The sequence below is a fragment of the Actinoplanes sp. NPDC049681 genome, assembly GCF_044465265.1.
Lineage (GTDB): Bacteria > Actinomycetota > Actinomycetes > Mycobacteriales > Micromonosporaceae > Actinoplanes.
Map to the genome: position 1 here is coordinate 611,939 of NZ_JBITLP010000003.1, position 20,475 is coordinate 632,413.

A 20,475-nucleotide genomic window follows, 5' to 3' on the forward strand; every position below is an offset into this window, starting at 1 on the left:
CGCGGTGCGGTGGCTGCGGCTGGTGGGACGGTCAGCTTGCCGTTGCACAGATCGCGTACGCCGTCACGGAGCCGTTGCTCGTTCGGTTGGTGACGGTCCACGCCGTCGGCGATGACGGGTAGCTCGATCCGACCTGGGCGTTCGACGTGGCGTTGCCGCCGCCCCCGATGACCTTCTTGCCGGTCGGGCAGGTGGCGATGGAGGTGTTGTTGTTGGCGGAGGCGGTCACCAGTTGCCAGCCGCTCACGCCGTCTGCGCCTGCCGGGCCGCTGTCGCCCTTCGGGCCGGTCGCGCCGGTCTCGCCCTTCGGTCCCTGGCTGCCCGTCGCGCCGGTCTCGCCCTTCGGGCCGGTTGCGCCGGTCGCGCCGGTCTCGCCCTGCGGACCGGTGGCGCCGGTCTCGCCCTGGGCGCCGGTGGCGCCCTGCGGACCGATCGGGCCGGACACGCCCTGCGGCCCCATCGGACCCGTGGCGCCGGTGTCACCCGTCGCGCCCTGCGGGCCGGTGGCGCCGGTGTCGCCCTTCTCGCCGGTCGGGCCCTGCTGACCTTCCGGGCCCATCGGACCCTGTGGACCGACCGCGCCCTGCGGGCCGACGAGGCCGGACAGGAACTCGGTCACGGTGCCGTCGGCGTTGCCGTCCAGCGAGCGCCACACCTCGAAGGCGGATGCGCCGGTGTCGCCCTTCGCGCCCACCAGCGACAGCAGGAAGTCGTCGAGGGTGCCGTCGTGGGACTGGCTCCACAGCTCGTACGCGGACTTGCCGTCGAAGCCCTGCCGGCCGACCAGCGAGGCCAGGAACTCGTCCACGGTGCCGACGTGGCCGTTGGCCAGCCACAGCTGGTAGGCCGAGAGGCCGTCGGCTCCGCGCTCGCCGGCCAGCGAGGCGAGGAAGTCGCCCACCGCGCCGCTGTTCCCGTTCTGCAGCCACAGCTCGAAGGCCGAGAGCCCGACGGTGCCGTCAGCGCCCGCGTCTCCGGCCAGGCCTTGCGGTCCGCGGGGCCCGATCGCTCCGGTGCGGCCGGTGGCGCCCCTGGCGCCGGTGAGGCCCTGGATGCCGGGCACGCCCTGCATGCCGCGGCGGCCGGGGTCGCCGGTCCGGCCCTGCGGGCCGACGCGATTCCACGAGATCGGCGTCTCGGCCGAGCTGCAGCGGTGGCCGGCGGCGTGGTCGATGACGCGTACGGCGCCGGTCTTCTGGTGGGCACAGGCGTAGATCACGGACGACGGCGTCGAGGCGAACTTGCCGGCCGCGGCGGCGCCGACGGCGGAGCCGAACAGCAGCACCGAAGCCGAGACGGTGGCGATGCCGACCCGCTTCTTCGAGATCTTCATGGGGAGCCTTCCTGAGGGGCCGGGATCCTTGCAGAAGATTACGTTACGTAACGAAATGTCCGTCGTGAAAGCGCACAGTAGCGCTTATGTCCTTACGGCCAGGTCGCCTTGCCGCTTAGGATGGCCTGAATACGGTCAAGAGCGGCCAAACCGACGTTACTCAAAGTAGCTACCTTGCGGGTACGGAACGTTAGAGCAGCGAGCCTGTCGGTGGCACAACGGGATCGCACCCGGGCGGGACCTGTGGCAGCGGGTTACGGCGGCGATGGTCTAGCCATGGCCCGAGAAGCGCTGCGCGGCGGGTACGAACGGTTGCGGCTGTTCGTACGGCGGGACCTCATGCGGTCGCTGCGCCTGACGTTCCTGCTCGCGCTGGCACTGAGCGCCGTGGGACTCACGGTGCAGATGGGACACATGGCCGTCGGTGCCGGCGCCGTCTGCGCCGTGGTGCAGCTCTTCGGGCTGGCGCTTCGCCTGGTCGAGTTCCGGCGGGGCGCCCCCGTGCCGGTCTGGGTGGATGCGCTCGAGCTGGGCGGCCTGCTCCTCCTGCTCTCGCAGGTGACCGCGGTACACCCGGTCATCAGCGTCATCTACATGTCGCTGCTGTTCCGCGCCGCGATCGGGGGGTTCTGGCGGCTCATCCTGTCTCAGGCCGGGTATCTCCTCACCTGGCTCGTCGCCATCGCGCTGTTCCCGTCGGTGGATGCGGTGCCCGGCGCGATGATCTCCCTGCCGACCACCACGCTGCTGGTGTACGGCACCCGCACGCTGACGATGCGCCTCCAGGAGCAGCAGCGGGCCCAGAGCGCGCTGCTGGGCGCCGTACTGAGTGAGTTGCCGTTTCCCGTGGTGGTTGCCGATACCGGGGGCGCCGTGGTGCTGGCCAACCCGGCGGTCGCGGAACTGGTGGGCTGGACCGGCAGTGGTGAGCCGCAGCTGGGCGATCTCCGCCTCCAGGACGTCGAGGGCCGGCCCGTGGACCTGCGCCGGGTGATCGCCGACGCGACCCGGGCCAAGCTCGAGGTGCAGCTGGTGCGCGCCGACGGGTCCACGCGGCAGCTCAAGGTGCAGACCATGCCGATCACCGGTGGGATCGGTGCCGGGTCCGGTGTGGTGCTCGCCCTGCTGGACGTGACCGCTCAGCGCATGCACGAGCAGCATCTGCACCGGGCCGCGTACTTCGACATGCTCACCGGGCTCCCGAACCGCCGGATGCTGTTCGAGCGGCTCCAGCTGGCCCACCGTACGGACATGCCGTACGGGCTGCTGCTGATCGACCTCAACGACTTCAAGGCGGTCAACGACACCCACGGCCACAAGGTCGGTGACGAACTGCTGGCCGGCGTGGCCGAGCGGATCCGGTCGGCCGTGGACGAGCAGGCCACCGTCGCGCGGCTGGGCGGCGACGAGTTCGCGGTGCTGCTGCCGCACACTTCGGCGGCGGAGGTCGAGGCCGCCGCGGATCGGGTCCGGGAGACTTTGGTACGCCCGTTGCCGCTGAGCTGCGGCCCGGTGCTGGGGCGGGGCACGGTGGGCCTGGCGGTCGCCGAGCCCGGTCAGAGCCCCGAGGACGTCATGGAGCGCGCGGACGCCGCCATGTACCTGGCGAAGCCGGCCAGGCCGCGCCTCCGTACAGCGGAGAGCCCGCGTACCGCGCGGAGCGGCGATGAGGTCAGGGCAGGTCGATCGGGAGCTTGATGCCGTCCAGAGCCTTGCCGCAGGCACACGTACGCTCGGCCGGCAGGCGGGTCACGGCGTCCAGCAGGACGTCCCGCAGCTTGGCGGTGTTGTCCGCGAAGACCTTGAAGACCTCCTCCATGGTGACCCCGTGGTCGCCCTCCACCCCGGCATCGAGGTCGGTGACCAGCGCGATGGCCGTGTAGCAGAGGCCCAACTCGCGGGCGAGTACCGCTTCCGGGTGACCTGTCATATTCACGATCGTGCCGCCGATCGACGAGAACCAGCGCGACTCCGCGCGGGTCGAGAACCGCGGCCCCTCGACCACCACCATGGTGCCGCCGTCGACCGGGTTCACGCCCTCCGCGGCCGCCAGGACCGCGCGGCGGCCGTCCGGGCAATACGGGTCGGCGAACGACACGTGCACGGCCCCCGTGTCGTAGAACGTCTGCTCGCGGCCGCTCGTCCGGTCGATGAGCTGATCCGGCACCACGAAGGTGCCCGGGCCCAGCTCAGGGCGCAGGCCACCGACGGCACAGGGCGCCACGATCTGGCGTACCCCCAAGGAGCGCAACGCCCACAGATTGGCCCGGTAGGGAATCTTGTGCGGTGGGAAGCGGTGGTCGCGGCCGTGCCGCGGCAGGAACGCCACCCGCCGGCCGCCCACCTCGGCGACCGTCACCGGATCGGACGGAGCACCGTACGGCGTGGACACCTCGTGTTCGGTGGCGCCGTCGAGCAGCGCGTAGAGCCCCGATCCGCCGATGACGCCGATCTCCGCCTCTGAGGGTCGCTCGTTCATGCGCAGACCTTATCGGTGGCCGGAACCGCAAGCTAATGTCCAAGCATGGCGGGAAGGCAGGGCTGTCGTGTTCAGTGAAGAGCAGCGCATCGGAGGTCGGTCGGTGGAGTCGATGACCGGGCAACTGCTGGTCGCGACGCCGACTCTGAAGGACCCCAACTTCGACCGTACGGTCGTGCTGCTCGTGGCCCACGAGACCGGGGGAGCCCTCGGCGTGGTGCTGAACCGCGCCACCGAGGTCCCGGTCGCCGACGTCCTGGGCGACTGGGGCTCCCTCGCGGGCGACCCGGCGGTCCTCTTCGAGGGCGGCCCGGTCCAGCCCGAGTCGGCCATCTGCCTGGCCCGCACCCGCCCTGAGGTGAAGAAGCGCGTCTCCGGCTTCCACCAGGTCGCCGGCGCCCTCGGCACGGTGGACCTCTCCGCCGATCCGGACCGCCTGCGCGAGAGCGTGGCGGGCATCCGGGTGTTCGCGGGCTACTCGGGCTGGTCGCCGGGACAGCTCGAGGACGAGATCGCGTCCGGTTCCTGGTTCGTGTTCGACGCCCTGCCGGGAGACCCCTTCGTGAACCGCCCGGACGACCTGTGGGGCATGGTCCTGCGCCGCCAGGGCGACATTCTGGCAGCGGTGGCGCACTTCCCGCCGGACGTGTCGCTGAACTGAGGACCCCCTGCGGCGGGGGCGGTCAGGGTGTGTAATATTCCGTGAGTGCCCGGGAGACCGGACATGACGGTAGAACATGAGCAAGCAAGGAACGTAAGCAAGCAAGGAACATCAGCAAGCAAGGAACATAAGCAAGCAAGGGGCTGTGGCGCAGCTGGTAGCGCACCACACTGGCAGTGTGGGGGTCAGGGGTTCGAGTCCCCTCAGCTCCACCCTTGAGAAACGCCCGGACAGACGTCCGGGCGTTTTCGTTTTTGAGGTCAGCCCCGCGCGGCCGCCCGGCTTTCGCGTTTGCGGTCGTACATGGCTCGGTCGGCGTGGCGCATCAGGGCTTCGGCCTGGTAGCCGCAGTCGTCGACGGTGGCCAGGCCGATGCTGGCCGCCGCCGTCAGTTCGCCGCAGGCCAGGGCGAGAGGCTCCCGTACCGCGGCTTCCAGGCGCCGGGCCAGGGCGGCCGCTTCCGACGGGGTGGTGGCCTCCGTGGTGAGCACCACGAACTCGTCGCCGCCGAGGCGGGCGACGGTGTCCTGCGGTCCGCCGGCGTCCTGGAGTTGCCACGCCACGTGGGTCAGCAGGAGGTCGCCGACCTCGTGGCCGAGGGTGTCGTTGACCTGCTTGAAGCCGTCGAGGTCGATGAAGATCACCGCGAGGCCCGCCCCCGTGGCTTCAGCGGCGGCGAGGGAGGCGTTCAGGCGCTCCGAGAAGAGGGAACGGTTCGCCAGGCCCGTGAGGGCGTCGCGGTGAGCTTGTTTGCGGACCGTCTCGAAGAGCATCGCCTTGTCCAGCACCAGGCCGCCGAGGTCGGCGAGGTGGCGGAGCAGGGCGTCGCCCTCGCTGTCGGCCGGGGGAGCGTCGTGCACCACCAGGCGGCCCATCTGGCGGCCGCCCGCGCGCAGCGGGAGGGCTCGGACGCGGTCGGGTGCCGGCGCGCCGGAGCCGTGGCTGCAGGTGCCCGCGGTGGCTACCGGTCCGGCGTCGGGCAGCTCCGTGAGGTGTACGGACACGCACCCGCACCCGGTCTCGGCGGCGATCACGCCGGCCAGGGAGCGGGCGATCTCCGTACGGTCGAGCATGCCGGCGAGCCGGGCCGTGAACTCCTGGAGCCGGCGTAGCTGGCGTACCTGGTCCTGGGTGCGGCGATGCAGGCGGGACCGGTCGATGGCCAGCGCGATGCGGGCGGTGACGGCCCGCAGCTCGAGCACGTCGGAGCTGTCGAAGGCGACCGGCTCCTGACGGGCGACGAGCATGTAGCCGAGCAGGTCGCCGGAGGCCTCCAGGCGGGCCCAGACAACCTGTTCCAGGCAGTACGCGGCGAGCCAGGGCGGCAGGGGCACCTCGCCCGCGGGGCCGGCCAGCAGCGGCGCGGTGGCCGGCAGGTCCAGGACGCCCGCGGGCAGCGTCCCGGCGTCGGCGGGCAGGTCCTCGGCCGGTACGCCGCAGTGCGCGGCCACGACGAGGCCGGCCTGACCGGACAGCCACACGGCGACGATGTCGGCGCCGAACATCTCGGCCACCTCGCCCGCGATGCGGTCCGCGGTCTCGTCGGCGTCGGCGACCTGCCCCAGCACGCTGACGACCTGTGCCAGGCGGGTGGCGCGGGAGAGCGAGCGGGCCGCGCCGGACTGGGCGGCCGCGATCTGCTCGCGCAGGACCCGGTTCTCCTCGCGCAGGCGGTCGGCCTCGGTGCCGGGCGGCTGCATCTGCTCGACGGCGGCGGTCACAGCGCCAGCACCGCGACGGAGGCGTTGTGGAAGCCGGTCGAGCCCGAGATCCGGGCGAACTCGCCGTACGTGTAGAAGCCGCACGTGGGTACGCCCGCCAGGGCGCCGGTGATGGCGTCGGTCTCGGCGCGCATGCCGGGCTCGCCGAGCAGGCCGGCGCGGGCGGTGCACCCGAACACCAGGGAGCCGCGCGGGGCGCTGGTGAGTCGTGCGGCGGCGGCCGTGGCGGCGGCACCGGCCGCGGCGATGAGGTCGGCCGGCTCGCTGCGCATGATCTGGACGACGGAGTGGTCGCTGACGTAGCCGAACATCGCCAGCCCGCCGTCGTCGGTGGGGCCCAGGATGTGCCGGACGTCGAACCGGCCCGCCGCGGTGGGCAGGCCCAGCGGCCCGTCCATCACCGAGCCGGCCAGGAACTGCTCGCCGGCGCCCGGCTGGGTGTGGTCGCCGGTGACGGTCGCCCGCTTGTCGAAGTACACCTCGGCCGCGGGCCGGCCGTCCAGCTCGTGGATGACGTTGCCGTCGGCCCGCGTCACGATCATGGTGTCGCCCACGGGACTCCAGCCGTGTGCGGTGCCCACACCCACGGGGGTCGGCGAGCCGATCCAGATCACGACCAGGCCGTTGGTCAGGACGCGCTCCTCGCCGTACTGGTAGGTGGCGACCTGGGTCAGGTTTTCGCCCGCGCTGCCGCCGATGACCGGGACCGCGGCGCCGGCGGCCGCGTAGCACCCGCGCATGACCTCGCGCTGGTCGCCGGCCAGGCCGTCCGACAGGACGAGCAGGGTGTTGTGGGGATGACCGGCGCCCGCGCGTGCGCGAGCCGTCTGGGTGGTCTCGCGGGCTACGGCGTACAGGTCGGAGCCGAGGGAATCCGCCACCGCGACGCCGAAGGACAGGCCGGCCGCGGGCAGATAGGCCGCGCTGCAGCCCATGGTGCCCTGGGCGGCGCCGGTCAGCCAGCCGAACGAGCTGCACCCCAGGACCCGGGCGTCGCCGGCCTCGCGGCAGGCCGCGCGGAGGAACTCGTGCGGGTCGTAGTCGACGGTCGGGAAGATCAGGACGAGGTCGTCCGCGGAGGGCCGGCGTCCCCCGAGGGCGGCGCGCACGGCTTCAGTCGCGGCCTGGTCGGCGGTGCCGGCGCTGCTGCCGCCCACGCCCACCCGCTGGTCCGGATACACCGTCGAGGAGCTCACGTCATACCGAGATCGGCAGCCGAGGGGTAAAGCTGAATTCGCTACGCTGCCGATCCACACGCGCTGTGGAGTGGCACACGGGGGAGGGATCGGGAGATGACCGCACCGCTTGACCTGGACCGTCTGGCCGCAGCGGCCGCCCACGACCCGGCTGCCCTGGAGGAGCTCCTCGCGGCGGTGCGTCCCGAGGTGCTGCGGGTCTGTGCACGGTTCCTGCCCAACCGGGAGGACGCCGAGGAGGCCTGTCAGGACGCGCTGCTCGCGGTGGCCCAGGGAATCGCCCGGTTCGAGCGCCGGGCCGCCTTCCGGACCTGGCTGTATCGGATCGCCGCGAACCGCTCCCGCTCGACGTATCAGGTGCTGCGGCGGCGCTTTCTCACCGAGTCGAGCGGGCCGCTGCCCGAGCGGCCGGACCCGCAGCGGACCAGCGTCGTCGCCGGCACCCGGCTCGACCTGCTCGACGCGCTGGAACGCCTCGGCCCCCAGCTCGCCGAACCGGTGGCTCTGCGCGACGTCATCGGCCTGAGCTACGCCGAGATCGCGGTGTGCCTGGAGGTGCCGGAGGGAACGGTGAAGTCTCGGATTCACGAGGGCCGCCGACGGCTGCGCGAGCGGCTCGACGGCGAGAACTGTGATCTAGACCACAGGCCGAACAAATGACGGTGGCGCCATGACGAACAGGGTGCAAGGTTCGACGACCGAAGGAGCCACCGTCATGCACCGCCCCTCCATCAGCCGACTCGCCACGCTGGGTTCGCTCGCCCTCTGCGTGGCCGCGGCGACCGCCGCCTGCGGATCCGAACCGGTGTCTCCGCTGCCCGTCGATGCGCCGCCCCGAGCCGTGGCGTTCTCGGCACCCCCCTCGAAGTCCGCACCCACGACGGCGCCGGCGTGCCTCGGTGCGGTCGACACCGCGATCGACGCGCAGGAGCAGCCGCTGCCGCCGTCACTCTGCATCAGCGTCGGTGGCAGGCTACGGCTGCGGAACCTCGGACCCGGCCTGCTGGACGCGGCCCCGGACTCGCTCGTGGAGGGGTTCTACGGGGGCGGGGTGCACAGCATCCAGTTCGTGCGTCCCGGCACTGTCACGCTGCGCTTCCCCCAGGGCGAGGACGACCGTACGGCCGAAATCACGGTGGTGGTGCGCCGGTAGCGCCCTAGTGCACCTCGATCCCGGCGAGCAGCGCGTCGACGAACGCCGCTGGGCTGCTCGCCGGCGGTGCGATCTGGACGTACACGAGGCCCTCGCCGCCGGGAACCACCCCGGCGGCCTCGACGATGACCGGCTTGCCGGCCTCGCACGACGCGTGCCGAGCCACCACCCAGTCGACGCCGGCCGCGCGACTGGTCCGCACCGGGTCGGCGGTGCACCGGGCATGGCGACGGCCGGCCACGAATGCTGCGGGGGTATCGGTCCGGCCGAGGCCACGCGACACCCCGATGAAGGCTCCCGGCACCTTCGGGTCGGACAACCACCGCCCGGGCGCCGGCGAGATCACCAGGGCCGGATCGCGGCGGCCGTCGGCATCCCGCTGTCCCTCCCAGCCCTGGCCGTCGCCGCGCCAGCCGGGCGGCAGTGCGACGGTGATCCGCCCGGTCGTGTCGCTCGCGCTCGCCGGGAACCGCCCGCCGGCGGCGTCCGCACCCAGGGTGGTGACGGTGAGCGCCGCCCCGAGCAGCAGCCCCGCCGCCACCAAGGGCCGGCGGCGCCGAAGCGATCGGGACCGGTCATCGGCCGTGGTGGCTCGCCCCAGCGCGGCGGCGAACTGGGCCGCGTCGCGGAAACGGTCACCAGGCCGGTGCGCGGTCGCGGTACGCAGCACGTCGGCGACCCCCACAGGTACGCCCGCCCGCAGCCGTACCTGTGACCGGGGAACGTCCGTCCGCGCCGCCAGAAGCCGTTCGCCGAGGCGGCCCAGGGCGTACACGTCGGTGCGGGTGTCCACGATCGACAGTGGGTCGTCCTGCTCAGGCGCCATGTAGCCGGGAGTGCCGGCCCGGGCGGTGAGCCCGGAGGCCGCGGCGAGCGCCTTGGCCAGGCCCAGGTCCGCGATCAGCACCCGCTCCCCGCCCGCCGGTCCGGAGCGGAACAGGATGTTGCCGGGGGTCAGGTCCCGATGCACGATGCCGTTCTCGTGCAGCACACCGACACCGGCGGCGATGTCCTGCAGCAGCCGAAGGCCGCTGCCGACCGGCACCGGGCCTTCGGCCAGCCGGTCGCGCAGGCTGCCGCCGTCGGCCCAGGTCATGACCAGGTACGGACGGCCGTCCGGCAGCTCACCCAGCGAGTGCACCCGGACGACCCGTTCGTGATCGAGCCGCCACAGCAGCCGGGCCTCCTCCTGGAACCGCTCGCGTACCCGTAGGTCGTGGCTCCAGTTCTCGGCGAGCACCTTGATCGCGACCCGGGCGCCGAGCGACGCGTGGTGACCCAGCCACACGGTGGCGAAGGACCCGGTGCCGAGCAGCCGTTCGACACGGTAGGGCCCGATCTGCTGGGGCGCGATCATGCATCGAAGAATAGAGAACAGGGCCCAGCATGCCGGATGGGATGCGAGTCGGTAGCGGGATGGATGGCGTTCGGTAGCTTGGCGGCCGCGGCCGTCAGGAGGACGGCCGCGGCGCCGAATCGGGAGCGGTAGGGCTACTGGGGGAGTGAATCGTGCTGCTGACGTGGGCAGAGGTTTTTCAGGCCGTGGTGGCCGGGGCGGCGGGCATGCTGGGCGTCTACTCGGCCGAGGCCGGCCTGCGGTCGCTGCGGCGCAGCGGGATGTGCCCCGAGCGGTGGGCGCAGAACCGGACCTTCCTGCGGGCCCGCCGGGAGCCGGTCGCCGACCGCCTCGGCTGACGGTTGCGCTGTCGGCGGAACCGCCTCCGCCGGGGCGGCGGGCGCCCGGGATCGCCGCCAGAATCGACCGCATGGCCGCTTTCTCGCTTCAGGCACAGCCGATCGACGCCGCCGAGTGGTTGGACCTCGCGCGGCGCGCCGAGGCCGCCGGGTTCGACACTCTTCTCGCCGCCGACCACCCCGGGTCGTGCGCGGCTCCCTTCGTCGCCCTTGCCGCGGCCGCCGCCATCACCTCGACGATCCAGCTGGGGTCGTACGTCGCCAACGCCGGGATCCGGGAGCCGATGCTGCTCGCCGCCGACGTGGCCACGTTGGACGTTGTCTCCGGCGGGCGGGCGGTGCTGGGTATGGGAGCCGGCCACACGCCGGCCGAGTGGGATGCGGTCGGGCGGGTGCGGCCCGGGGTGCGGGGGCGGGTCGACCGGTGCGTCGCGGTCGCTGATGCCACCGTACGGCTGCTGGCGGGTGAGAAGGTCACGGTCGCCGGCCCGGAGCTGACGATGCTGAACGCCGTGCTCGAGGAGCCGCGGCCGGTGCGGGAGCGGGTGCCGCTGCTCGTGGGCACGGCGAACTCGCGGCTGCTGCGCTGGGCCGGCGAACACGCGGACGTCGTGGGACTGACCGGGTTCGGGCGTACGAAGGCCGACGGGCACCAGCACGAGGCACGGTGGCGTCTCGCCGAGATCGACGCGCAGGTCGAGCTGGCCCGCTCGGGCGGAGACGCGGCTCTCGAGGCGCTCGTGCAGATGGTCGAGGTCACCGACGACGCCGAGGCGGTGCTGGCCGGCCACGCCGAGCGGATGGGCATCAGCGTCGGCGACCTCGCGGAGGTGCCGTTCGTGCTCGTCGGCACCGAGGACGAGATCGTCGCGGCGGTGCGCCGGCACCGCGAACGGTGGGGCATCACGCGCTACGCCGTACGCCGGAATGCTCTTGATCTGCTCGGGCCGCTGCTGCCGCGACTCGCCTGACGGCTCACTCCTGGAAGAGCTCGCGCTCGACCTTCTGCCGGAAGTCGGCGTAGATCTGCTTGTAGCGCGCGACGGCACCCTTGTTGTCGCCGCGGTCGAGCAGGCACAGGGTCTCCTCGTGACCGGTGATCCAGGTCTGCCAGAGATCGCTCTCCGCGCCCATGGCCAGGATCCGCAGGGTACGGGCGACCACGAGGTCGACCATCGTCTGCAGCTCGCGGTTGCCGCTGGCCAGGATCGCGATGGTGCTGAAGTCGGCACCGGCCGCGCCGGCCGCCAGCACATTGCCGGCGCGCAGACCCTCGACGAACTCGCGCTGGCGCTGGCGCATGAGATCGATGTGGGTGGCCGTGAGGTTCTCGACCCCCCATTCGAAGCCGGCGCAGGCCAGTACGCCCATCACGTCGATGAGCTCGAGGGCGTTCTTCTGGGTCACCTTGGTGACGTGGCGGGTGCGGTTGGGTGCGATGTCGATCAGGCCCTCGACGGAGAGCTGAGCGATCGCCTCGCGGACCGGTGTGATGCTGACGCCGAGGCGGGCGGCGAGTTCCGCGTCCTTGATGAGGGTTCCGGGCGGAAGCTCGCCCGTGACGATCTCGTTGCGGAGCTGGCGCACCACGGCGGCCGTACGGGTCGGCGGGACCGTATAGGACATACGGGCAGCCTACTCACCGTCACGAAGCGGTGGCGGACGTACCCGGGCGAGGGGAATCCGGGGCATGCTGAACGGGTGCCGGACGCCGTACCGTTGATCGACCTCGATGTGGCGCCGACGCCTGCCCGCGCCGAGCCGGGAGCGCTCCACCGGCAGCTCGTGCCGCCGCGCCCGGTCCTGCTGCTGGGCGTGCTGACCGCGGTGCTCCTCGGTTTGGCCGCGGCGGCGCCGCCGGCACCGAGGATGGCGCGGGTCCTGTCGGCCGGGGGTACGGCGGCCGCGGCGTTCACGCTCGGGCCGTCCGCGCTCTACACCGCCACCTTCGGGCCGAACCCCAACAGCGAGTCGGGGGTACGCCGCTACGACCTTCCGGCCGGCACCCAGTCGTGGGCGACCGCCGTCCCGCAGAACGTGCAGGCGCTCACCATCGACGCCGCGGCCGGCGTGCTGCTCGCCCGTTCCGGCTCGGATCCCCGGATGACGTTCCTCGACGCCGCGGACGGCACCATCCTCTGGCACCTGGAGTCGGCGGCCACCTCGGCGCTCACCCTCGTGAACGGGAAGGTGCTGCTGCGTACCGATATCGGGGACACGACCGCCCGGCTGGCGCTCGTCGACGCGCGTACCGGGGGGCAGTTCTGGAGCCGGGTCGTGGACAGCCGCTCGGAGATCGGCAACGACCTCGAGGAGACCCCCGACCGGATAGTGGTCATCGGCAGGGACGGGCACGTCACCACCCTGCGGTTCGCCGACGGGGCGCTGCTCGGCGAGGGCGATCTGGGCGTACGCCCGCCGACGCAGCTGCGCGACGCGGTCCTGGCCGACTTCGTGGCGGTGACGGTTGCCGGGCCACGCGTCTACGTGTCGCGGCGGGAGCGGGGGAGACCTTCGCTGACCGCGTACGGGCTGCCGGCACTGTCCGTCGACTGGCGGGTCGAGGGCGGACCCGTCGGCACCGTGTACGGCTGCGGCCCGGTGCTGTGCATCTCGGACACCCGCTGGGTCAGCGCCTTGGATCCCGCCGACGGCTCGGTGCTCTGGTCCGACCCCGCTTGGAGCGCCGCGCGGTTCACACCCCAGGGGCTGATCGCGTACGACCAGTCGGAGGATCCCGAGTCGGCCATGATCGACCCGTCGACGGGGGCGGTGCTGCGGCGGCTGGGGAATACCGTCGTGCTCGGCGGGGTGTGGCTGCGTACGGACACCGAGATCCCGGGGCGTGTCTGGGTGAGCGTCGCGAACGGTCAGGTGCACACCGCGGGATCGCTGGAGTCCACGGCGCCGTACGGGTGTGTGGCGCGGGTGCCGTACCTGGCGTGCCCGACGACCGCCGGGCCGACCGGGGTCTGGCGCTTGCCCCTCACGTAGCGGCAGGGCCTAGCGTCGTCGGCATGGGCGTCCTCCGCGCAAGCACGCATGAGGTCACGTGGAGCGTCGGCGAGCTCGCCGCGGCGACCGGTCTGACCGTGCGGACCTTGCACCACTACGACGAGATCGGCCTGGTGCGCCCGTCCTGGCGCAGCCCGGCCGGGCACCGCCGGTACGCCGCCGCCGAGGTTCGCCGGCTGCACCGGGTGGTGGCCCTGCGCGGCTTCGGGTTCGGCCTGACCGAGATCGCGGCGCTGCTCGATGCGCAGGAGGCGGGGGACGTACGGGAACTGCTCCGGCGGCAACTCGACCAGGTCTCGGACCGGATCGCGCGGGCGACCGCCCTGCGCGATCGACTCGGGGCGGTGCTGGAACGGTTCGACGCGGCGGGCGACCCGTCCGCGGCGGTGCTGGTGAGGCTCATCGAGGGGATGACTGCGGTGGAACACACGTACACGCCTGAGGAACTGGAGCGGATGGCCGCGGCACGCCGGGAAGCGGCCGCGCGGTGGAGCCCGCAGGAGCTTCAGGAGATGGGGGAGCGCCGGCAGGCGATGTGGGACGCGATGACCCCGGAGGAACGGGCCGAGCTGCAGCGCAGCCGGCCCGCCCTGCCCTGAGTCACTTGGTCTTGGTGATGACCAGTTCCTTGGTCTCGGTCAGTGCCAACGGCTCGTTGTAGGCCGGTGGCGCATTCCATGCCTGCAGCTCGTCGCCGTTGCAGGCGGCCATCTTGACCTTGGCGGTGCCGTCGACGTGGGTGTCCTTGTTCGGCCCGGACAGGGCGGTGGGTGTGAGGCAGTATCCGAAGCTGTCCCGGATGACGTAGTCCAGCGTGGAGTCGTTGGTGTCACCGAACACCGTCCACTGGTAGTTCTTCGTGGTTGCCATGCTGCAAGGCGACATCGTGACGTATCCCGTCGTGTTGCCCGGGGATTTCAGGCAGGCATTGGGATTGCCGGTGCCAGCCGTCTTGATCAGCCCGGTCACCGGGTTCTTCGGGTCGAAGGAGATCGCGGGAATCGTCCACTGCTGATTCCAGCCCACGGCGCCGTCCGGGGCCTGCTTGCAGTACCACACGATCATGTACGAGTAGGTGGCATCGAAGTAGGTCACGTCGAGGCACCGGCTGAACTGTTTGTAATTCACCAGCTGGTTGGTCTTCGCCGACGCCATGCCGGCGCCCGCCGCAGCCTCGGGACGGAAGACGTTCTTGTTGGACACGCCTCCGCACCCGCCGACCACGAGCTGGCTCGCGGTGCCGGCGGTCTGGACGTTGATGCAGTAGCCGTCGAGGTTCACCCCGTCGGAGGTGCCTTGGAAGTTTCCGTTGTTGTCCAAGCTCCACTGCTGCCGTGCGGCGCGGGGGCTCAGGCACGGCTGGAACTTGATCGGGGTGTTGTTCACGTGCGGCAGCGGTGCGTCCAGGCACATGCCGGTCGATGTTGCGGCCGCATCCGGGTTGACGACCTGGAGGTAGAGGTCCGCGGTGTAGGCGAAGCGCTGGTCGTCGGAGCCGCCGTCCACGCACGGCTGCGCCCATGCGATGTCACCGGCCTTCGGTGTGTTGTTGAGGCCGGCGTCCATGCAGAGTTGGGTGGGGCTCGTCGGCGACGCCAGGGGAATCTGGCCGCCGACGATGTTCTTGTTGTTGGTCTTGAAGGTGTAGGTCGCTTCGATGGTGCGCGTGCCGGGGTCGCCGAAGTCGGGGACGGTGGCGCCCCGGCCGCCGACCGCCTTGAGGACGGCGTACTTCGGTACGGCCGTCGGCGGGCAGGGAAGTTCGGTGGCCGTGGTGGCGGTGCCGACGATGCCGAAGTACTTGATCGAGACGCGATAGCGCAGGGTAGCGGTGGCGGACGAGGTGTCCTGTAGGCCGCCCGTGTCCTGGCTCCCCGTGAGATTGCAGGGGGGAAGGTCCGCCAGCTTGCCGAGGACCACGGCATTGCCGTCGGCGTCCTTGCCGGGCGAACCGGCCGCGCGTAGGTGAGCGAGGGCCACGTCGATCCCGGCCTGCGCGCCGTCGAGCGACACGGTACGGGCGTCCACGACCCGGGTGGTGGTGTACTGGGTGACCACGACCGGCACCAGCGTGGCGCTCATGCCCATGGCCACCATGCTGACCAGCATCGCCATCGGCATCGAGCCCTCGTCGCCGCGTCCGGGGCGCCGGAACGGGTTCCTCACGACGGTTTCCCTTCGTTGCAGGCGGGCGAGTCCGGCGTGTCCTTGCCGGTGTTGAGCGCGGTGAACGTCGCATCGATGCGGGCCAGGCCGGCGCCCGTCCGTGCGGTCAGCTGGATCCGCAGCATCTGGAACTTGGACTCGAACTTGCCGCCGATCGGTGTGGCCCCGGGCGTCGGGGTCGCCGTGGCGAACGGGGTCGCGCCGTAGGCGTGCTTGGTGAACGGCTTGAACGGATTGGCCGGCGTGTCGGTCATGTCGATCTGCGAGGCGAGCGTCTGCCCCACCGTCCCCGAGGCCGGCGGCAGGCCTGCCTTCCAGCTGAAGAGCTGGAGCACGCCCGGCTTCCCGCTGTCGCCGGGCACCAACCGGAGTTGGTAGCAGTCGGTGGGGTCGACGCCGGCGAACCCCACGTACCAGGTCCCGCTGGTGGCCTTGGCCGGGTCACCGATCCAGGAGGCGTAGCGCAGTTGCTGATCGAAGCGCTGGAAGGCGCGGGCGAGCTGGTTCTGCGCGTCGCTGCGGGTGTCCGTCGCAGACACGGTCTTGTACACCTGGAGGATCGCGCCGGTGAACAGCACCATGACCACCGACATGATCCCCATGGTCACCATCAGTTCCGCCAGCGACGTCCCGGAGTCGTCCGGCCGCCGGCGGCCCCGTCGCATCAGGTCACCGTCCAGACGAACATCAGTTTCGCGGTGTCCGGAACGGCGCTGGTCACGATGAGCGTCACCGTGTACTTGCCCTTCACGGTCGGCTTGCCGCTGACCGTGCCACCGGAGCTGATCGTCACGCCCGGCGGCAGGCCGGTGGCGGTCCAGGTGTGCGACGGCGGGTTGGCGCCGGACGAGTCGGCGGTGAACGACGTGATCGTCGTGTTCACCGGGGTGCTCCGATCCGGGTTGGTCGTGGGGTCGGGAACCGTCACGCGCAGATCGGCGCCGGTGCGGTTGTCGACGATGCACACCACGTCCATGGTCGCGGTGGCGCCGGTCTTGTCCGTGACCGTGATGGTGGTGATGTAGCGGCTGCCGTTCGTCACCGTGCCGGTGACCCGGCCGGTGGCGGCGTTGATCGACAATCCGCCCGGCAGGTTCTGCCCCTGCCAGGTGTACGGCGCCGTCCCGCCCGTCGCGACCAGCGTGTAGTCGATGTAGTCGTCGATCGTCATCGTCTGCTGACCCGGGTTGTAGAGCGTCAGCGGTATGGCGACGCGCCACACGAACGAGACGGACACCGCGCGGGCGGGCGTGCCGGCGTCGGTCATCGTGACGGTGGTCGAGTACGCCTGGACCGCCGCGGAGGTGGTCCCGGAGATGACACCGGTCGTCGCGTTGATCGTCAGGCCGGCCGGCAGGCCGGTGGCGGACCACTTCACGGGCTGCTTGCCCCCGGCTCCGGCCATGGCGAGGTTGACGGGGGTGCTCGGCCGGGTCTGCTGGTCGCCCGGGTTGATCAGCATGGGCGCCTGGATGACGGTCCAGCCGAAGGTGGACTTGTCGCTCCGCTTCTGCGGCAGCTCGCTGTCGGACACGGTGATCTCGACCGTCGGGTACGAGCCGGCCGATGGCGTACCCGTGATCAGGCCGGTGTCGGGGTTGATGCTCAGGCCGTTGGGCAGCCCGGTGGCCGACCACTTCAACGGCAGCGTGCCGCCGGTCACGGTCATCTGCAGGCTCACCGCGTCGTCCGTGTAGTTGGTCTGGTCGGCGGGGTCCTTGATCACGGGCGCCGGCTGCTTGACGTCGAAGGTCGGGTCGGCTCCGACGCTGGCCAGCATGGAGGCGACGTAGACGCAGGCGTTCTCGGGGCAGGGGCGGCGCTGCGTCCAGGTCACCGCCACCAGGACCCGGACGAACTCCGGGCCGGTGGGAATGACCGACGGGTCCGCGGGCGCGGTGCATTCGCCGACGGGCACGGCGCCGGTGCTGGGGTCGGGTGTCGCAGCGGAAGTCAGCTTGGCCTGCCAGCATTTGCCCACGTACCAGCTCTGCTGGTACGTCGGATCCGTCGGCTGCTGTTTAGGAACGGTGTAGGCGGCGGTCGGCAACGGCGCGTCGGTGCCGGCCGACGAGCCGGTCAGGCCCTCGCCCCAGGCGATCCGCATCTTGTCGAGGTGGCGCTTCACCGCGGCGGGCGCGTCGGTCCACTGCTTCTTGACGGCCAGCTCGCCGCGGCCCGACAGCAGCGACGACGGGGTGAGCGCGCGAGCCCGCTCCAAGGCGTCGGTGGCCAGCTGGATGGCGACGTTCTGGCCGCTCTGCGAGTCGGTCGCCACCACCGAGGTGACCAGGAACGGCGCGGCGGCCGTCATCACCGTGGTGATGACCGCGATCGCCATCAGCACCTCGATGAGCGAGAACCCGCCGTCTCCGGACGCGCGCATGCGCCGCGGCGCGCCGGCTACGGCTGGATCCATCGGCATGCTTCGTCCTCGCTGGTGTAGGGCCTACACCGCTCCTATCGACGGGAGAGCCCGCCGACTTGAGGATTCCCGGGCATCAAGCTGTCCGCCGCGGCGGCAGGGCGCCCGGGTCCACCTCCTCGAGGAGATGCCGCTCGACGCCCGCCTCGTCGAGGATGCGTTCCACCGCGGCGATGGAGAGCCAGTCCAGGATGTCCTCACCGTGCACGATGCGATACCAGCGGGTGCCGCGGCGGCGTACCACCTCGACGCGCCAGGACCCGTCCGGTGTCTGCATGGCGCCCTCGATGTCGCCCACCGGCGTCAGTCCGTCGTGACGGCGGGGGCACCCGATCCGGCCGGCGGCGCCACGAACGCGCTGACCGTCAGGCTCAGCCGGGTTCCACCTTCCGCACTGACCTCCAGGTTGGCCGTCTGGATCAGCACCGCACGCTTCTGGCCACTGCCCTGGAGCGAGTCCAGGAATGCGGAGAGGTTGTCGACCGCACCCTCGGCGGAGAGCTGGATCTGGATCGACCACACGCCCGGCAGCGCCTTCAGCTCGGAAGGGATGCCGACGGAGATGCCACTGACGTCGACGTCCAGTGACGTGCCCGACGCCTGGAGCTGGCGCAGAAAGGCCGGTACGCCGGACCCGGAGGGCAGAGCATCCCGGTAGGTGTCCCGCGTGGCGGTCAGCGACTTCTCGTTCTTCTTCTCGTCCGCCAGCTTGGCGACCCGCTTGCGCAGGTCGATGGTCTGCGCCTGCCGCTCCTCGGTCTCGCTCGCCAGCTCCGCGGCCTCCGCCTTGGTGGTGCTCACTACGCCGAAGTAGGTGACCGCGATCAGGACGGCGGTCACGATGACGCCGATGATCATCCATAGGCGATCGGTACGGCCCCGCATCACTTACCCCCGGTCGACTTGCAAGGGTCGCCGAACCGCCCGCACAGCGCATTACGGGTGATGTCGACGGAGAGGCTGAAACTCACCTTGTCGCTCGAGGTGGTGACGCTGGTGACGTACGGGTTCGCGATCTTGGTCTGCTGGGCGAGGGCGTCGACGTACGCCGCGACGGCCTGCTTGTCGGGCGCCGTGCCGGTGACGGTCACACTGCCGATGGTGTCGGACTCACTGGTGCTCGGGAGCGTGCCGGCGGACGATGACTTGCTGCCCTCCTCCGCGTCGTCCACGGAGCCGTTGATACCGGTGACGTCGATGTTCACTGGATCCCCGGTGGTGCGCAGCATGGTGAGCAGATCCGCCCAGTCCAGGTCGTTGGCCATCGTGCTCTTGAGTTGCCCCTTGAGCAGGTCGGTCTCGTTGCGCAGCTGCACCACGGTCGCGTACTTGTCCTGGGCCCGCTGCAGCTTGGCCACCTCGGTGGTAGCCGCCGTCAGGTCTTCGTCGGCCGCCTGCTTGTCGCGGTTGGCAGCGACGATCCAGGCGCCGCACAGGCCGGCGACGATGATGACGATGACGATGACCCAGGTACGCACGCGGCGGGCACGCCGGCCGGCGACGATCTCCTCCGGCAGGAGGCTCGCCGAGATGTTCAGCACCCGGTTGATCCGCTGAGTGGTGACGGCGGGGTCCACGGGCATCAAGGTGGTGGCCATCAGGCTGCCACTCCCAGGGTGAGGCCGATCGACACCGCGGCCGAGGGCAGGAATCCGTCGAAGCCGCGCTGCTTCGCCTTGCGGGTGTCACGCAGCCGGCTGGCGTTGTCCGCGTACACGACCGAGACGCCGAGCTGCTTCTGCACGTGCTCCGCCAGCCCGGGCATCAGGGCGCTGCCGCCGCACAGGGCGATCCTGGTCACCTGCTTCTGCCGCTCGCCCGAGGCGAGGTAGGTGAACGAGCTGCGCAGCTCGCTGATGAGCGGCCGGACCGCGTCGCCGACCGCGGTGGCGCTGTCCGGGCGTTCGTTTCCGTGCAGCCCGTAGCGGCACTTGATCGCCTCGGCCTCCGCGGGCGGAATGCCCAGCCGGGTGGCGATGCTCTCGGTGATTTCGGTGCCGCCCCGCGGAACGGTACGCACGAACAGCGGCTCGCCGTCCGCGTGCACGACCACACTGGTCACGGCGGCCCCGACGTCGACGATGGCCTCGATCTGGGCGTCCAGCCGGGAGGCGGCGCGCAGCAGCGCGAACGACGCCAGGTCCACGTTGACGACGTGCAGGCCGGCGCGCTCGACGGCATGCACCAGATCCATCACGGCGTCCTTGGGGGTGGCGACGAGCAGCCCTCGGATGGTCGGGTTGTCGCCCGGTTCCTCGAGGGGCCGGAAGTCCAGCAGCGAGCGCTCGACCGCGAGCGGGAGCATGTCGCGTACCTGGAACGGCAGCGAGCGGCGCATCTCCTTGGCCGGCAGGTTCGACACCGACGCCTCGCGAACCACCAGCTGGGGGTTCGTCACGCCGAGCACGACGCGCTTGGTGGAGAACTTGCACGCGGCCCAGAGCTGCTTCAGCGCGGACGTGACGGCGAGCGGCTCGGCCGGGATGCCGGCCTGCATCGTGCCGGGCGGGAGCGGCACCTGACCGAAGTTGGTCAGGTTGTACTCGTCCTTGGTGCGGCGGACCTCCACCGCGCGGATGGAGGACGAGCCGATGTCGAGCCCGATCGGAGTGACGCCAGCCATCGGTTCCT

Annotated in this window: 21 protein-coding genes and 1 tRNA gene; 9 read left to right on the plus strand and 13 right to left on the minus strand. The window is 71.3% G+C overall.

Annotation, left to right across the window (positions count from 1 at the left end; all coding sequences use genetic code 11):
* Nucleotides 1-31 precede the first annotated feature (31 nt).
* Nucleotides 32-1,333, minus strand: coding sequence for a hypothetical protein (locus tag ACIBO8_RS12705; protein ID WP_396115278.1), 1,302 nt, complete (start codon nucleotides 1,331-1,333; stop codon nucleotides 32-34).
* 276 nt (nucleotides 1,334-1,609) lie between these two features.
* On the opposite strand from ACIBO8_RS12705, the gene ACIBO8_RS12710 reads away from it, so the two are divergent.
* Complete coding sequence (locus tag ACIBO8_RS12710) at nucleotides 1,610-3,031, plus strand: diguanylate cyclase domain-containing protein (RefSeq protein WP_396115279.1); 1,422 nt, start codon at nucleotides 1,610-1,612, stop codon at nucleotides 3,029-3,031.
* Here the strand turns inward: ACIBO8_RS12710 and ACIBO8_RS12715 are convergent.
* Nucleotides 3,006-3,812 carry an S-methyl-5'-thioadenosine phosphorylase gene (locus tag ACIBO8_RS12715; RefSeq protein WP_396115280.1) on the minus strand — a complete coding sequence of 269 codons (807 nt, stop codon included), beginning with the start codon at nucleotides 3,810-3,812 and terminating at the stop codon, nucleotides 3,006-3,008. The genes ACIBO8_RS12710 and ACIBO8_RS12715 overlap by 26 nt on opposite strands.
* Before the next feature lie 112 nt (nucleotides 3,813-3,924).
* Between ACIBO8_RS12715 and ACIBO8_RS12720 the strand changes: the two genes are divergently transcribed.
* Entirely contained in the window at nucleotides 3,925-4,473 is a 549-nt protein-coding gene (locus tag ACIBO8_RS12720; RefSeq protein WP_396115281.1) for a YqgE/AlgH family protein, read from the plus strand.
* 139 nt (nucleotides 4,474-4,612) lie between these two features.
* Nucleotides 4,613-4,685: transfer RNA gene (locus tag ACIBO8_RS12725), tRNA-Ala, on the plus strand.
* Between the two features lie 48 nt (nucleotides 4,686-4,733).
* Here the strand turns inward: ACIBO8_RS12725 and ACIBO8_RS12730 are convergent.
* Both ACIBO8_RS12730 and ACIBO8_RS12735 read right to left on the minus strand, forming a co-directional pair.
* On the minus strand, nucleotides 4,734-6,194 hold the full coding sequence (locus ACIBO8_RS12730) for a diguanylate cyclase domain-containing protein (protein ID WP_396115282.1): 1,461 nt from the start codon (nucleotides 6,192-6,194) through the stop codon (nucleotides 4,734-4,736).
* Nucleotides 6,191-7,390: an FIST signal transduction protein gene (locus ACIBO8_RS12735; protein WP_396115283.1), complete on the minus strand. Its 1,200-nt coding sequence runs from the start codon at nucleotides 7,388-7,390 to the stop codon at nucleotides 6,191-6,193. The genes ACIBO8_RS12730 and ACIBO8_RS12735 overlap by 4 nt, the downstream gene beginning before the upstream one ends.
* A gap of 96 nt (nucleotides 7,391-7,486) precedes the next feature.
* Here ACIBO8_RS12735 and ACIBO8_RS12740 point away from each other — a divergent pair, with 96 nt between their 5' ends.
* Together ACIBO8_RS12740 and ACIBO8_RS12745 are read left to right on the plus strand one after the other, a co-directional pair.
* On the plus strand, nucleotides 7,487-8,050 hold the full coding sequence (locus tag ACIBO8_RS12740) for an RNA polymerase sigma factor (protein WP_396115284.1): 564 nt from the start codon (nucleotides 7,487-7,489) through the stop codon (nucleotides 8,048-8,050).
* A gap of 55 nt (nucleotides 8,051-8,105) precedes the next feature.
* On the plus strand, nucleotides 8,106-8,543 hold the full coding sequence (locus ACIBO8_RS12745) for a hypothetical protein (RefSeq protein WP_396115285.1): 438 nt from the start codon (nucleotides 8,106-8,108) through the stop codon (nucleotides 8,541-8,543).
* A 4-nt stretch (nucleotides 8,544-8,547) separates the two neighbouring features.
* Here the strand turns inward: ACIBO8_RS12745 and ACIBO8_RS12750 are convergent, their stop codons facing one another.
* Nucleotides 8,548-9,900, minus strand: a complete 1,353-nt coding sequence (locus ACIBO8_RS12750; RefSeq protein ID WP_396115286.1) for a serine/threonine-protein kinase — start codon at nucleotides 9,898-9,900, stop codon at nucleotides 8,548-8,550.
* Nucleotides 9,901-10,052: 152 nt separating this feature from the next.
* On the opposite strand from ACIBO8_RS12750, the gene ACIBO8_RS12755 reads away from it, so the two are divergent.
* Together ACIBO8_RS12755 and ACIBO8_RS12760 are read left to right on the plus strand one after the other, a co-directional pair.
* Nucleotides 10,053-10,238, plus strand: a complete 186-nt coding sequence (locus tag ACIBO8_RS12755; protein WP_396115288.1) for a hypothetical protein — start codon at nucleotides 10,053-10,055, stop codon at nucleotides 10,236-10,238.
* A 71-nt stretch (nucleotides 10,239-10,309) separates the two neighbouring features.
* A complete protein-coding gene (locus tag ACIBO8_RS12760; RefSeq protein WP_396115289.1) occupies nucleotides 10,310-11,209 on the plus strand; it encodes an LLM class flavin-dependent oxidoreductase in 900 nt (299 codons plus the stop codon).
* Between the two features lie 4 nt (nucleotides 11,210-11,213).
* Here ACIBO8_RS12760 and ACIBO8_RS12765 read toward each other — a convergent pair whose 3' ends face one another.
* Nucleotides 11,214-11,864: a GntR family transcriptional regulator gene (locus ACIBO8_RS12765; protein WP_396115290.1), complete on the minus strand. Its 651-nt coding sequence runs from the start codon at nucleotides 11,862-11,864 to the stop codon at nucleotides 11,214-11,216.
* Between the two features lie 75 nt (nucleotides 11,865-11,939).
* Here ACIBO8_RS12765 and ACIBO8_RS12770 point away from each other — a divergent pair, with 75 nt between their 5' ends.
* Both ACIBO8_RS12770 and ACIBO8_RS12775 read left to right on the plus strand, forming a co-directional pair.
* Nucleotides 11,940-13,232, plus strand: coding sequence for a PQQ-binding-like beta-propeller repeat protein (locus ACIBO8_RS12770; RefSeq protein WP_396115291.1), 1,293 nt, complete (start codon nucleotides 11,940-11,942; stop codon nucleotides 13,230-13,232).
* 23 nt (nucleotides 13,233-13,255) lie between these two features.
* Nucleotides 13,256-13,852, plus strand: a complete 597-nt coding sequence (locus ACIBO8_RS12775) for a MerR family transcriptional regulator (protein WP_396115292.1) — start codon at nucleotides 13,256-13,258, stop codon at nucleotides 13,850-13,852.
* Nucleotide 13,853: 1 nt separating this feature from the next.
* Here the strand turns inward: ACIBO8_RS12775 and ACIBO8_RS12780 are convergent, their stop codons facing one another.
* From ACIBO8_RS12780 to pilM, 7 genes are all read right to left on the minus strand, one after another.
* Entirely contained in the window at nucleotides 13,854-15,419 is a 1,566-nt protein-coding gene (locus ACIBO8_RS12780) for a ricin-type beta-trefoil lectin domain protein (RefSeq protein WP_396115293.1), read from the minus strand.
* Complete coding sequence (locus ACIBO8_RS12785) at nucleotides 15,416-16,084, minus strand: type II secretion system protein J (protein ID WP_396115294.1); 669 nt, start codon at nucleotides 16,082-16,084, stop codon at nucleotides 15,416-15,418. The genes ACIBO8_RS12780 and ACIBO8_RS12785 overlap by 4 nt, the downstream gene beginning before the upstream one ends.
* Entirely contained in the window at nucleotides 16,084-17,844 is a 1,761-nt protein-coding gene (locus ACIBO8_RS12790; RefSeq protein WP_396115295.1) for a putative Ig domain-containing protein, read from the minus strand. The genes ACIBO8_RS12785 and ACIBO8_RS12790 overlap by 1 nt, the downstream gene beginning before the upstream one ends.
* Nucleotides 17,845-17,920: 76 nt before the next feature.
* Nucleotides 17,921-18,142, minus strand: coding sequence for a hypothetical protein (locus tag ACIBO8_RS12795; protein ID WP_396115296.1), 222 nt, complete (start codon nucleotides 18,140-18,142; stop codon nucleotides 17,921-17,923).
* 5 nt (nucleotides 18,143-18,147) lie between these two features.
* Nucleotides 18,148-18,702 carry a hypothetical protein gene (locus ACIBO8_RS12800; RefSeq protein ID WP_396115297.1) on the minus strand — a complete coding sequence of 185 codons (555 nt, stop codon included), beginning with the start codon at nucleotides 18,700-18,702 and terminating at the stop codon, nucleotides 18,148-18,150.
* A 26-nt stretch (nucleotides 18,703-18,728) separates the two neighbouring features.
* Nucleotides 18,729-19,442 (minus strand): PilN domain-containing protein, encoded by a 714-nt coding sequence (locus tag ACIBO8_RS12805; protein ID WP_396115298.1) that lies wholly within the window; start codon nucleotides 19,440-19,442, stop codon nucleotides 18,729-18,731.
* Entirely contained in the window at nucleotides 19,442-20,467 is a 1,026-nt protein-coding gene (gene pilM / locus ACIBO8_RS12810; protein WP_396115299.1) for a type IV pilus assembly protein PilM, read from the minus strand. The genes ACIBO8_RS12805 and pilM overlap by 1 nt, the downstream gene beginning before the upstream one ends.
* Nucleotides 20,468-20,475 lie beyond the last annotated feature (8 nt).

What these genes read in the sequence shown, in the direction of transcription:
- ACIBO8_RS12705 (WP_396115278.1), bottom strand. Translation starts at nt 1,333, where the DNA reads ATGAAGATCTCGAAGAAGCGGGTCGGCATCGCCACCGTCTCGGCTTCG.
- ACIBO8_RS12710 (WP_396115279.1), top strand. Translation starts at nt 1,610, where the DNA reads ATGGCCCGAGAAGCGCTGCGCGGCGGGTACGAACGGTTGCGGCTGTTC.
- ACIBO8_RS12715 (WP_396115280.1), bottom strand. Translation starts at nt 3,812, where the DNA reads ATGAACGAGCGACCCTCAGAGGCGGAGATCGGCGTCATCGGCGGATCG.
- ACIBO8_RS12720 (WP_396115281.1), top strand. Translation starts at nt 3,925, where the DNA reads ATGACCGGGCAACTGCTGGTCGCGACGCCGACTCTGAAGGACCCCAAC.
- ACIBO8_RS12740 (WP_396115284.1), top strand. Translation starts at nt 7,487, where the DNA reads ATGACCGCACCGCTTGACCTGGACCGTCTGGCCGCAGCGGCCGCCCAC.
- ACIBO8_RS12745 (WP_396115285.1), top strand. Translation starts at nt 8,106, where the DNA reads ATGCACCGCCCCTCCATCAGCCGACTCGCCACGCTGGGTTCGCTCGCC.
- ACIBO8_RS12750 (WP_396115286.1), bottom strand. Translation starts at nt 9,900, where the DNA reads ATGATCGCGCCCCAGCAGATCGGGCCCTACCGTGTCGAACGGCTGCTC.
- ACIBO8_RS12760 (WP_396115289.1), top strand. Translation starts at nt 10,310, where the DNA reads ATGGCCGCTTTCTCGCTTCAGGCACAGCCGATCGACGCCGCCGAGTGG.
- ACIBO8_RS12765 (WP_396115290.1), bottom strand. Translation starts at nt 11,864, where the DNA reads ATGTCCTATACGGTCCCGCCGACCCGTACGGCCGCCGTGGTGCGCCAG.
- ACIBO8_RS12775 (WP_396115292.1), top strand. Translation starts at nt 13,256, where the DNA reads ATGGGCGTCCTCCGCGCAAGCACGCATGAGGTCACGTGGAGCGTCGGC.
- ACIBO8_RS12785 (WP_396115294.1), bottom strand. Translation starts at nt 16,084, where the DNA reads ATGCGACGGGGCCGCCGGCGGCCGGACGACTCCGGGACGTCGCTGGCG.
- ACIBO8_RS12790 (WP_396115295.1), bottom strand. Translation starts at nt 17,844, where the DNA reads ATGCCGATGGATCCAGCCGTAGCCGGCGCGCCGCGGCGCATGCGCGCG.
- ACIBO8_RS12800 (WP_396115297.1), bottom strand. Translation starts at nt 18,702, where the DNA reads ATGATCATCGGCGTCATCGTGACCGCCGTCCTGATCGCGGTCACCTAC.
- ACIBO8_RS12805 (WP_396115298.1), bottom strand. Translation starts at nt 19,442, where the DNA reads ATGGCCACCACCTTGATGCCCGTGGACCCCGCCGTCACCACTCAGCGG.
- pilM (WP_396115299.1), bottom strand. Translation starts at nt 20,467, where the DNA reads ATGGCTGGCGTCACTCCGATCGGGCTCGACATCGGCTCGTCCTCCATC.